Annotated in this window: 9 protein-coding genes and 1 pseudogene; 4 read left to right on the top strand and 6 right to left on the bottom strand. The window is 43.3% G+C overall.

The genetic code is table 11. The annotated features are described in order from the left end of the window. Window positions 1-550: 550 nt before the first annotated feature. The 3 genes and pseudogenes from ACFO3D_RS05745 to ACFO3D_RS05735 all read right to left on the bottom strand — a co-directional run. Window positions 551-2,008: a sodium/proline symporter gene (locus ACFO3D_RS05745; RefSeq protein WP_390293698.1), complete on the bottom strand. Its 1,458-nt coding sequence runs from the start codon at window positions 2,006-2,008 to the stop codon at window positions 551-553. A gap of 58 nt (window positions 2,009-2,066) precedes the next feature. Then, entirely contained in the window at window positions 2,067-2,387 is a 321-nt protein-coding gene (locus ACFO3D_RS05740) for a hypothetical protein (protein WP_390295461.1), read from the bottom strand. Between the two features lie 11 nt (window positions 2,388-2,398). Then, window positions 2,399-2,752, bottom strand: a pseudogene (locus ACFO3D_RS05735) (FAD-dependent oxidoreductase); the annotation flags it as partial. A gap of 171 nt (window positions 2,753-2,923) precedes the next feature. Between ACFO3D_RS05735 and ACFO3D_RS05730 the strand changes: the two are divergent. Next, complete coding sequence (locus tag ACFO3D_RS05730) at window positions 2,924-4,150, top strand: CdaR family transcriptional regulator (RefSeq protein WP_390293696.1); 1,227 nt, start codon at window positions 2,924-2,926, stop codon at window positions 4,148-4,150. Between the two features lie 29 nt (window positions 4,151-4,179). Here ACFO3D_RS05730 and ACFO3D_RS05725 read toward each other — a convergent pair whose 3' ends face one another. Next, window positions 4,180-4,530 carry a hypothetical protein gene (locus ACFO3D_RS05725; protein ID WP_390293694.1) on the bottom strand — a complete coding sequence of 117 codons (351 nt, stop codon included), beginning with the start codon at window positions 4,528-4,530 and terminating at the stop codon, window positions 4,180-4,182. A 155-nt stretch (window positions 4,531-4,685) separates the two neighbouring features. On the opposite strand from ACFO3D_RS05725, the gene ACFO3D_RS05720 reads away from it, so the two are divergent. Next, the gene (locus ACFO3D_RS05720) at window positions 4,686-4,991 is read left to right on the top strand and encodes a hypothetical protein (RefSeq protein ID WP_390293692.1); all 306 of its coding nucleotides are present in this window, start codon (window positions 4,686-4,688) and stop codon (window positions 4,989-4,991) included. A 319-nt stretch (window positions 4,992-5,310) separates the two neighbouring features. On the opposite strand, the gene ACFO3D_RS05715 is transcribed toward ACFO3D_RS05720, so the two are convergent. Beyond that, complete coding sequence (locus ACFO3D_RS05715) at window positions 5,311-6,285, bottom strand: N-acetylmuramoyl-L-alanine amidase (RefSeq protein WP_390293691.1); 975 nt, start codon at window positions 6,283-6,285, stop codon at window positions 5,311-5,313. Window positions 6,286-6,527: 242 nt separating this feature from the next. After that, window positions 6,528-7,622 carry a branched-chain amino acid aminotransferase gene (locus ACFO3D_RS05710; protein ID WP_390293690.1) on the bottom strand — a complete coding sequence of 365 codons (1,095 nt, stop codon included), beginning with the start codon at window positions 7,620-7,622 and terminating at the stop codon, window positions 6,528-6,530. 296 nt (window positions 7,623-7,918) lie between these two features. On the opposite strand from ACFO3D_RS05710, the gene ACFO3D_RS05705 reads away from it, so the two are divergent. Both ACFO3D_RS05705 and ilvD read left to right on the top strand, forming a co-directional pair. Then, complete coding sequence (locus ACFO3D_RS05705; RefSeq protein ID WP_390293689.1) at window positions 7,919-9,358, top strand: carbon starvation CstA family protein; 1,440 nt, start codon at window positions 7,919-7,921, stop codon at window positions 9,356-9,358. 258 nt (window positions 9,359-9,616) lie between these two features. Then, a complete protein-coding gene (ilvD, locus tag ACFO3D_RS05700; RefSeq protein WP_390293688.1) occupies window positions 9,617-11,299 on the top strand; it encodes a dihydroxy-acid dehydratase in 1,683 nt (560 codons plus the stop codon). Window positions 11,300-11,715: the final 416 nt, after the last annotated feature.

Here is an 11,715-nt window from a genome sequence, read left to right as displayed (position 1 = left end):
CCTGGCAAAGCGGGTATATATATACCTGCTTGCTAATTAATAAAAAACAGGAAAGGGTGCTTGGCACGCTTTCCTGTTTTTTTACTAGATTCATTTTATAAATTCTATTTCTATTTTAATCTCGCAGTTGATATATATTGCGACGTAACAGCAATGTAGATTTCCGCTTCAGGCAGTCGCTTTCACCACTCCGGGTGCAAGTGCAACATCTGTTCCAGCTAAAGCTTTCACAGTGTTTCCTTCGCTGCCGGGCAACGCTTCAGCTTCCTCGGAAGAAGGCCACTTCCTGCGCGATTTTTAGCGGTTGCTTTTCCCGCAGGAGTTGACTGCCCTACGCTCCAATTCATAGGCTATATCAGAGGAGGAAATACACGCAGACCTCCTACGGGAAAGCGAAGACGTTGAGACCCCAGAGCGAGCGTTCTTTGCGAGCGAGGAAGCTCAGCGCGAGCCCGAGGAAAGCGTAGTGTATTTCCGGAGCGAATCTACGCTGTTACTTCGCAATTTATACTTTTTATGTCCACAAGAATCTTTCAAAAAGACTTTTTTATTATAATGCTTCTTCTGCAGGCCTTGCTTCTTCTTGTTGTTTGTCTGGCATCAGCAGACTAAACACAATTCCGAAGAAGGCTGCAATGAAGAAAGTTGTAAACTTGGATGTAATGATTGTCTCCAGAGGAGTGCTAATCCAAAGAATGGTTGAAAACAAACCGGCAAGAACTGTAGCAATAACTCCCGCTCCGGAATATTTTTTCCAGAAGAATGTCAGCAGAATCGCCGGTGAAAGAGTACATCCGACCCCTGCCCATGCCCAGCTAACGACAAGGTAGAGCAATGATTCGGAAACAAGTGCTATCGTCATACCAATAAGACCGAAGACTACCACAGATATCCGAGAGACCCAAATCAGTTGTTTCTCAGTCAGCTCGATGCCCATTGCCTTGTGGATAATATCCTCACTGACAGAACTGGTAATTACCATAAGCTGCGAATCTGCAGTAGTAATAATTGCAGCCAATACACCAGCCAGCAGAATACCAGCAATCCATGGTGGCATCAGGTCGAGAATCATGGTTGGCAGAATGGTTTCCACATCCGCAAAAGAGCCTTGGCTGTACATTGCGATCGCACAAATACCAATCAGGAAGGCACCACCATAGGCGAGGAACGTCCAGATAATAGCGACAATGCTTCCCTGGTTGGCTTCCTTATCATTTTTGAGCGCCATAAACCGGGCGCTTAGCTGTGGCTGACCGCCAAGAAACCCGAAGAACCAGGAGAAATTGTTAAAGAACAGGACACCGATTGCAAAACCCGTCAAACCACCAAACCAGTTATTAATGGAACCACCGGCATCGACTAGTGACTGACTGATTGAGAGATCATTGGTGGAGATATAAACCAGGGCAACGATTGGTAGTGCAACCAATGTTATAAGCATCATGACACTTTGGATCATATCGGTCCAAACGACAGAAATAAATCCACCGGCAAATGCAATGATGATTACAACAATCGTCGCAAGGATGATACCAACCACAGGTGGCATATCAAATGTGATGAGAAGCATTTTCCCTGCCCCAGCCATTTGTGCTCCTACATAGAACATCAGGAAACCGGCAATCAGTAAACTTACCAGCCAGCGAATGATATTTGCCTTTTCACCGAAACGTGCGGCAAGATAATCGGGAAGGGTAAGGACATTGTATTTGTTCGTCTCACGCATGAATTTCTTAGCAAGGAATAACCATGCAAAAATAATACCGACTGCTATCCCTGCGGCAACCCAGATGCCGGACAATCCGGTAGCAAATACAAATCCGGTATAACCAAGCAGGAGCCATGCCGATTCACCGGTGGCCCGCTCGGAAAATGCCAGCGCCCAACCGGGGATTTTTTTTCCACCCAGCAGGAAATCAGAGTGCGTTTTGCTTTTCTTACTGAAAAAATAACCGATTGCTAAAATAGCTACACAGTATAATAAGAACTCAACTAAAATAATAGACATCTAAACCCTCCTAATTTTTGTAATCGCTTTCAAAATAGTGCTGCCTGAGTGATGCAATTTATTCCAGAATGGTTCCAACCCCCTTTTCGATTGCACGTTTATAGATTTTATTTGCAACGACAACATCAAACAAGGCCATGCCGGTTGACTTGAAAACAATCGATGCGCCGTTTTTAAAGTGGAATTTATCCTTGTCAGCTATAAATCCTGCCATTGATTGAATCGATTCACTGGTAATCCATCCTTTTTCGAGAGGAACAGTGAGATCACCAGATTCTTTAACGGCATCTTCGGTATCGATAAAAATATGATCAGTCAATTGATAGAGAGAGCGAGGAAACTCCTGCGTTGTCGGCTGAAAAGACCCGACACCTACAATCAGTTTATCGGTAAGGAGTTCCGGTTCTGCATTTGTCTTTCTAGCTGGACCATATTCTCATTTTTGGCCAGGAAAAGATATCCGCGTTGTTTAAAGTCGATTTCGGCTTTCTCCCCGTCGATAGCCATATCCTCCGGGAAAGTTTGATACTTCTTAAGGCTATATCGGCTGATTTGAATATTAATAGCTGTAGTGAAGAGCTGCCTGATTCCACCAGCGCTCCTTGGGGTGGACGAATACTCATATATAGGGTCTTTCTCAAATACGGCAATATTTCCGGTATAGCCATCGTTTAACAGATTATAAGCGACACTGGAACCGATTACGCTCCCGCCAACAACGATAATATCTGCTTTCTTTTGCAAAAAATCACCCCGTAAAAAATAATTAATTATTCCTAACATTTTATTTATTTATAACGCATACAAAATCTGATTGCTATGGACACATTGCATAAAAATCTGCTGAGGTGTTTAGTAGTTTTCACAATTATTTAAATTATGGTACTATAGTTAAAAGCCGTAGATGCTGGAGGAATGTGGTATGGAGGGTTTGTTCAGTTTGCACAAAGCACAGTGAAAGCGGTTTCAGGAATTATTTCTTTTCCCATCAGTGTTAGTAATGAAAAAGGCTATATTATCGGTGATACTAACCCGGAAAGAATTGGGACTCGGCATAAACCATCCATTGAAGTAATCAGGAAGAATGATGTGACTCTTTTTACCCGTGAAAAGGTTGCCGGGATGGAGAATGTTCTTCCGGGCGTTGCAGCTCCATTGAACTTTGGCGGAAGACCTGTTGGCGTCCTTGGAATAATCGGAGAACCTGAATTAGTGGAACCTTATGCGCATCTGGTAAAAAAATACGTGGAAATGATGTGGCAGGAAACACTGCATGTCCAGGCTGAGAACCTGGAGTCCATGACACTGGAGTCATTTTTCCAGTATATCCTTCTGAATAAATCGGTTAACCGTGAACAGGTAAATCATTACTGTGATATGTTGAAAATCAGAGCTGACTGTACACGATTCTGCATTATAGTGGATATCGGTAACGCGCTGCTCGAAAATATCCGGCATACCAGTAACAGTCTGAAGCCTAATCGGTTCAAAGGGACATTGCTTGATTGTGTTAAGCGGGCATTTGACCATGGTAATGATGACATTTGTGCTTTTTTAAATACTGAGCGAATTGTCGTATTGAAGGCGGTAAGGGATGAGACCAGATATCTCGAGTATATGCGGGAGTTTAAAGGAAAATGTTTGGGACTGATTGAGACGCTGAAAATGTATTCGGTGGAATTGACAACCATAGGAGCGGGTAACCCCTATTCCTCGATAGATATGCTAAGCCGTTCCTATCTTGATGCAGATTCGGTTATGAAATACGGACAACAGTGGAATGGTGGCCGAAAAGTATTTAGTTATTATGACTGGGATATTCTCTTGGGTATGCTGCCGTCAAGGATTGATCCACATATGAGAAAAACGCTGATAACCAGATTGGAGGCTTTTCGAAAAGACAGTTCTTATATGGAGTTAAAGCATGATTTTTTGGTCTATTGTGAGCATAGCATGAATATTAGCCGGGCTGCCAAGGCATTGTATATTCACCGGAATACACTCATCTATCGTCTGAAAAAAGTTAACGAACTGACGGGACTTGATACTTCGCGATTTGATCATTGCACATTGTTGTATTTTTCTCTCAGGGAAGAAACTGAAAATCTTAGTCAGCAACATTTTCATAGAATGTTTGAATGAAAAGTGGGTCAATCAATCCGCCCGATATCTCAAAAACAGTATGATTGATCATTACTTTTATCAAAAATTACAATGAAATCTGTTTTTCCATTCCCCTCCAGGTAAACGGTGGTTGCCTGCTTCGGCAAGTAGGAGGGATTGTTTCCTCTTATCTTCCGGTAAACTGCCTGATCTAAATGATTCAGGAAGGATTGAATTTCAGTTTCATCGGTTGTGGTGGAATAGTTATTGGATACAGGTTCGGACAAGGTTAAACGGGTTACATTTTCTGGTATTATTGGCAATGTTTCAGCGAGAGGATAAGCTCTGTTTTCAATTTGGATGACAAAAGTAATCAGGAGAATGAGCAGTATTCCACTAACCAGTCCGATTTTTTTCATAACCTGACCTCCCTGGGAAGTTGATTCTTCTCTAATATATTGTCACCCATGAAAGGATATCAGCAATTGATACAAATCAAATTCGCTGAATAAAATTTGTGTTTTGGGAAACATTACCGCTAGCGAGTAAAAAATATACGAAGCGGTGAGATAGATTGAAAAAAGCACTGATTTTTGCTGGATTGGTACTGGTAGCTGGATGGAACGGGAGTATATACGCTAAGGCTATGGAAACAGAAGCAACCACGGCTAATAGGCATAACTGGGAGCAAATGAGCACGGACTTTGAGATTATTCCGACCGATTCTCATGAATTTACATACTGGAAAAATTTTATTCGGCATACCCGAACATGTGAAGTGTCGTTGAAAATAAAGACAACCGTGTATTATTGTGATCTACATAACCATACGCGAACTTCCACGGAATTGGATGGGACCGTTCATAGTTATAATCATTGATAGTACCGGCGGGTAGAAGGTTGGTTGCATTTGAGTGGATTTTAATCACTAAATGGAAAAACAAATAGAAAATGGAATGAACCTGAATAAATAAGAAAGGACCGCATCGCTTTAGGATGTGCCCTTTCTTACGTCAAAATCGATAAAAATTTGCCTTGTAGCGGAACCAGAATCCTAATAGTAGCGTTAAGGGCCCTTTTTTGTCTTTGAACGGAAAGAGGTTCCACTTCGGTGAACGCGAGGTACCTCATTCTATTATTAGACTTTGTTTCTCTGAAAAAACAGGGATGAACCGATGTCATCCCTGTTAATTGCTCATTTATTGCTTATAATAGTCTATTAACCCATCGGCAATAGCTGCGGCAACTTCCTCTTGATACTTGTCTGTTTTAATCGTGTCTAGTTCTTCCGGATTGGTCATAAAACCTAGCTCAACCAACAGAGCCAAATCATTATTTTCCCGAATTACGTGGAAGTTTCCTGTTTTTGCTCCACGGTTATCAAGTTTTACGTGACTTATTAGTGAGTCCTGAACGATTGTTGCCAGCTGAAGTTCCTCATTCCCATAATAAAACGTGTTGATTCCGCCTACAGATGGGTCGCGATATGCATTGTAATGAAAACTGATAAAAATATCTGCGGATTTCGAATGACTTATAGTAACGCGTTCCTCTAATGATAGGAACCTGTCATTAGTCCTGGTGAGTGTAACAGTCGCACCCTGGCGTTGTAGCTCTTCAGCTGCCAGCAGGGCTGTGGAAAGGGTGAGACTCTTCTCATTTACTCCTTCTGCGACAGCCCCCGAGTCATTTCCTCCATGTCCGGCATCTATTACGATATGATGGCCGGACAATGGACCGACACTGGAGACCTCAATTGTAGCTGATTTTAACTCAGGGGCCTCGGCTACTTTTAATTCCTTATTACTAGTATCCGCAGATTTGGATTCCTTATCAGGTTTTGGTGATTCAGTTTCGTTTGTCTCAGGTGTCTTTGTATTCTTTGGTGTTTCTTTTTTCACAGGTGCGATATGCTGAGATGCAACCCAAACTCTTTTACCACTATAGAATGTTTTAACATATCCATTTTTCTGGTCGAAAATGGTCAGCTTGTCTCCGCGTACTAGAATACCAACTGTTTCTGCATCAGTTGCCGGAGCAGTTTTCATATCCACCTGATCGGTCTCAACGATATACATTCCTTTGCCTTCACTCTCTGCACTTACAGGGGTAACAAAAATGAACATCATGATTACTAAAACGGCACCAAATAAAATAGACTGTTTACCTATCATACTATCCTCTCATTTCCTAATAGTTTAGTAGTATACAAGGATTACCAGAGATAGAGAGAAATATACATGCAAGTTTCATAGTAGCTGAATCCTCGGTATTCTAATCTATTAATAAATGAGAATGTCTCCCACAATAAAAAGGCTAACCCCAATGGGATTAGCCTTCGCTTAAATTATTCTGTAGAAACAAACCCTGGCTTCCGCGGTGGTTCATATGCGATAGCCAAGGTTTAATATATTATCTATGATTTCACCTTACTCGGTTCACGAACTTTCTCAATCCAACCGAACGGATCCTCCACTTTACCGTACTGAATTCCGGTCAGTGTATCATATAGTCTTTTGGCAACTGGTCCGGTCTCATGGTTATTGATAATCAAATCTGTATCATTCCAGGTCAGCTGTCCGATTGGTGAGATAACGGCTGCTGTACCTGAACCAAATGCTTCTTCCAGTCTTCCTTCCTGGTGTGCCTGGCGCAGGTCTTCCATCGAAATTCTCCGCTCGCTGACAGGGATATCCCAGTATTTCAGTAATTCGATGACAGAGTTCCTTGTTACGCCTTCAAGAATGCTGCCGTTCAATTTAGGGGTGACAACTTCACCGTCAATTTTGAAGAACACATTCATGCTGCCTACTTCTTCAATATATTTTTTCTCCACACCATCCAGCCATAGCACTTGAGCGTATCCACTGTTGGCTACGAGTTCCTGTGCCTTCAGACTTGAAGCATAATTGCCGCCGGTCTTGGCCTCGCCGGTGCCTCCTGCTACTGCACGTACATACTTGTTTTCCACCGCTATTTTAACAGGATTGATTCCCTCTTTGTAGTAGGCGCCTACCGGTGACAGGATAACGATGAATTTATAGTTATGTGATGGTGCAACACCCAGAAATGCTTCGGTCGATATGATGAATGGGCGAATATATAAAGAGGTTCCCTCCGCTTCAGGAATCCAATCTTTATCAATTGCAACCAACTGTTTGATGGCCTTCAGCGCATATTCCTCATCAATTGGCGGAATGCAGAGGCGGTCGTTTGAACGATTGATCCGCTGCAGATTTTTTTCCGGCCTGAATAATTGCGCTTCTCCGTCTGGATTCAAATACGCTTTCAATCCTTCAAATACGGATTGACCGTAATGAAATACCATGGCAGAGGGGTCAATAGACAGTGGCTGATATGGTACAATTCGCGCATCATGCCACCCCAGTGGAGCTGAATAGTCCATGATAAACATATGGTCGGTGAACACTCTGCCGAACTGCAGCTGGTCTGACTTGGGTTTTTCCTTCTCAGATGAACAGAAATTTACTTTTATTGAATGGTCTTCCATAAAGCCATCCCCCTTTGAGATATAAAATTGTTATTAATGATAAGCCAGATTTTTATGAATTGCAACAGTTTAACAAAAGAAATTTAAGATAAAAATTACAAAATTCTAATGTAAGCGTTTTATAAAAATATTTTGATAACTTGCCCGTAAAACCCTTGATTTTTAAAATTTTCAGGTATAGAATGTTCTCTAAATTCTTTTTTGATTGCTAGCAATTGATAGACAGAGGAACAAATGACTAAAAGCTCCCGTCCTAAACTGACGAGAAGCAAAACTTCATGAGGGGAGGCTCAGCGATGCTAACATTTATTGCATCTATTGTATTTTTAATTGCAGGTTATTTTGTCTACGGGAAGGTGGTTGAACGAATTTTCGGCGCCGACGATTCCCGGAAGACGCCGGCATATACACAGCAGGATGGTTTTGACTACATGCCGATAAGCTGGTGGAAGGCAAGCCTGATTCAGCTGTTGAATATCGCTGGGCTTGGACCGATTTTTGGCGCATTATTGGGGGCATTGTATGGCCCGGTCGCATTTATCTGGATTGTCATTGGATCAGTATTTGCAGGAGCAGTACACGATTATTTTTCCGGTATGCTATCACTTCGGCATAACGGGGCACAGTACCCTGCATTGGTTGGAAAGTATCTTGGGAAAAATGCCCAGAACGTAATCAACGTTGTTTCCATTGCTCTTATGATTCTTGTGGCCGCAGCATTTACAGCAGGACCTGCCCAACTGATGTCCGAAATCACACCACTTGGCTTCACAGCATGTATACTTATCGTTTTTGTTTATCTTCTACTTGCGGCAGTATTACCAATCAATAAGGTGATCGGAAAGATTTATCCGATTTTTGGTGCAATCCTCATTTTTATGGCTGTATCAATTGGAGTAGGGATGTTCTTTTTTGATAACCCAATTCCAAATCTGACGTTAAGCAGTTTGCATCCTGGCGGGCTGCCAATGTGGCCGCTTTTGATGGTAACAATTTCATGCGGAGCAATTTCTGGATTTCATAGCACACAGAGCCCGATTCTAGCCCGGACGCTGAAAAAAGAGAGCGAAGGCAGAAAGGTATTTTACGGGGCTATGATTGGTGAAGGAGTAATTACACTGATCTGGGCTGCAGCGGGAATGACTTTCTTTGGAAGTACTGCAAGTCTGCAGGCAGCAATTAATGCAGGGGGACCAGCGGGAGTTGTCAATGAAATCAGTATTTCCACGCTTGGTACATTTGGTGGAATTTTAGCGATACTGGGTGTTATTATCCTGCCGATTACGACCGGAGACACAGCATTGCGTTCTTCTAGGATGATGTTGGCTGATTTACTGAAGCAAGTCACGAAAAAGGATTTCAGTGGAAAAGGAGCTTTAGGGCTGCTTATTATTCCAGTAGCATTACCGACGTTTCTGCTGACACAAATGGACTATAGCTTTCTTTGGCGGTATGTTGGCTGGACAAATCAAGTTGTCGCGACAGTCATGCTTTGGACGGCTGCAATGTATTTGCTGAAACAGGGAAAATTCCACTGGATTGGCAGTGGACCGGCTTTGTTTATGACTGGCGTGACAAGTATGTACATTTTTTATGCGCCGGAAGGTTTTGGACTTGAATATTCCACTTCAATGATTCTTGGCTCGATTATCTGGGCCGTTGTTGCAGTGTGGTTTGTCTGGCAGGTTATTCGACATAGAGAAGGAAAGCACATCGAGGTTCCTGCCCAGGTTTAGGGCGGGAATTTTTACTACAAGGTTATACGGAATTTTTAAAATAACTGTTTTCTGAAAGATTGTTGGATTAACACAGAAGATTACGAAAGCAAACAACGTGAGCTTGAGTAGATGTCGTACTTGCACCCGGAGTGGTGAAAGCGTAGTGTATTTTCGGAGCGAAGCTTCGCTGTCATGTCGCAGTTTATAGAAACTGCGATTTACGAATAGAGTCAACAAAATAAAATCTATAAACTTTGATGAAGGGCGGGATTGAGAATGACAAAAGATTTACGGATTAATAGTAAGGTGTTCAGTGAGGGATCAATGAAGGCGCCAAACCGGGCCATGCTTAGAGCGGTGGGCGTTTCGGATGAGGATTTCACGAAGCCGATGATTGGGATAGCCAGCACATGGAGTGAGGTTACTCCTTGTAACATACACATTGATGATCTGGCTGTGAGTGCCAAAAACGGCTCCAGGGCAGCAGGCGGTGTACCGCTGATTTTCAACACGATAACTGTTTCTGATGGTATTTCCATGGGTACACAGGGCATGCGCTATTCTTTGCCTAGCCGTGACGTAATTGCGGACTCAATTGAAACGGTGGTTGGGGCAGAAAATCTGGACGGGCTCGTAGCGATTGGCGCGTGTGATAAAAATATTCCAGGATGTATGATCGCAATTGCGAACAGTGACGTGCCTGCTGTGTTTGTTTATGGTGGTACGATTGCGCCCGGCAGACATAATGGCAAGGACATCGATATCGTATCGGTATTTGAAGGAGTAGGACGCCACAACAACGGTGACATTGATGACAATGAGTTGCGGGGAATTGAGTGTAGTGCCTGTCCTGGTGCCGGAGCTTGCGGTGGCATGTATACAGCGAATACGATGGCTTCTGCAGTCGAAGCGATGGGGATGAGTCTGCCGGGAAGTTCTTCCAATCCCGCGGAATCAGAAGCAAAGGCAGCCGATTGTGCTGCGGCTGGAGAAGCGGTTTATCATTTGTTGGAGAAAGGAATTTATCCAAAAGATATCATGACAAAAGAAGCATTTGAAAATGCAATTACGGTTGTAATGGCACTTGGCGGGTCCACGAATGCTATTCTTCACCTTCTGGCAATCGCGCATGCACTTGAGGTTGATGTAACAATTGATGACTTTAATAGGATTCAGGAAAAAACCCCGCATCTAGCTGATTTAAAACCAAGCGGGAAGTATGTCATGCAGGATCTTCACCGTGTTGGCGGGGTCCAGGCAGTAATGAAACTTCTCCATGATGCCGGCTATCTTCACGGGGATTGTTTGACAGTAACCGGAAAAACAGTCGCAGAGAATCTGGCGGAGGCACCTTCTCTTTCAGAGGGACAGGACGTAATCATGCCATTTGATTCGCCAAAACGCACAAATGGACCGCTGATTGTTCTAAAGGGGAACTTAGCACCAAGTGGCGCTGTAGCAAAAGTCTCCGGGGTAAAAGTGAAACGGCATACCGGCCCTGCGAGGGTCTTTGACACGGAGCGGGAAGCGACAGCTGCGGTGATGGATAACAAAATCAATGAAGGTGACGTCCTGGTAATCCGCTATGTTGGTCCTAAAGGCGGGCCGGGTATGCCTGAAATGCTATCTATTTCCGCAATTTTGGTCGGAAAAGGGCTTGGTGAGAAGGTTGCATTGCTGACCGATGGCAGGTTCTCCGGAGGAACACATGGGCTTGTAGTCGGGCATATTGCCCCGGAAGCGCAATCAGGCGGACCTGTAGCCCTGTTAAAAGAGGGCGATATTGTGACGATTGACTCGGATAGAAAAGAGATTTCCTTCGAGGTAACCGATGAGGAACTGAAAAATCGCCGCCAGAATTGGTCTGCACCTCCATTGTACAAGAAAGGGATTTTGGGGAAATATGCCCATAATGTTTCCTGTTCATCAAAAGGGGCTGTTACTGATTTTTTGGACTGAACCGATGAGGCAGTTATTAAATGTAACCAAATTGTAATTTATCAATTTCCTGCTTGAAGATAAAGCAATGGAAACGTATACACAATATTTAATAAATCAAAAGTATCGAAAAAAATTTACAGAAACTGTTGACCTTCGGAGGAAATCGTTATATGATATTCCGCAATATCAAAAATAAATACCGTTATCGCAATGACGGGAACGAGGAGCAAAAGTGTAATCACAGAGATTCGGGGGTGCTGAGAACCCGAAATTACAGTTTGTTCTGACACCATCCCGGAGTGCCGGGTCGAACGGATTTCCTAGTAGGCTGGGCCAGGTTCATTCACATGCACCTGTTATCAAAGCGGGCTGTTCGCAGCCTCACAAGGTAGTAGTCGCGAGATTGCTATAAACCTGGGTGGAACCGTGAAAAG

The sequence above is a fragment of the Virgibacillus kekensis genome, from assembly GCF_042654125.1.
Classification (GTDB): domain Bacteria; phylum Bacillota; class Bacilli; order Bacillales; family Amphibacillaceae; genus Lentibacillus; species Lentibacillus kekensis.
The sequence above is the reverse complement of the archived record's forward strand: the minus strand, read 5'-3'. Positions and strand labels throughout refer to the sequence as shown.

Coding starts and splice junctions, on each gene's coding strand:
- ACFO3D_RS05715 (WP_390293691.1), bottom strand. CDS start 6,285: ATGATAGGTAAACAGTCTATTTTATTTGGTGCCGTTTTAGTAATCATG.
- ACFO3D_RS05745 (WP_390293698.1), bottom strand. CDS start 2,008: ATGTCTATTATTTTAGTTGAGTTCTTATTATACTGTGTAGCTATTTTA.
- ACFO3D_RS05705 (WP_390293689.1), top strand. CDS start 7,919: ATGCTAACATTTATTGCATCTATTGTATTTTTAATTGCAGGTTATTTT.
- ilvD (WP_390293688.1), top strand. CDS start 9,617: ATGACAAAAGATTTACGGATTAATAGTAAGGTGTTCAGTGAGGGATCA.
- ACFO3D_RS05725 (WP_390293694.1), bottom strand. CDS start 4,530: ATGAAAAAAATCGGACTGGTTAGTGGAATACTGCTCATTCTCCTGATT.
- ACFO3D_RS05710 (WP_390293690.1), bottom strand. CDS start 7,622: ATGGAAGACCATTCAATAAAAGTAAATTTCTGTTCATCTGAGAAGGAA.
- ACFO3D_RS05730 (WP_390293696.1), top strand. CDS start 2,924: ATGTGGTATGGAGGGTTTGTTCAGTTTGCACAAAGCACAGTGAAAGCG.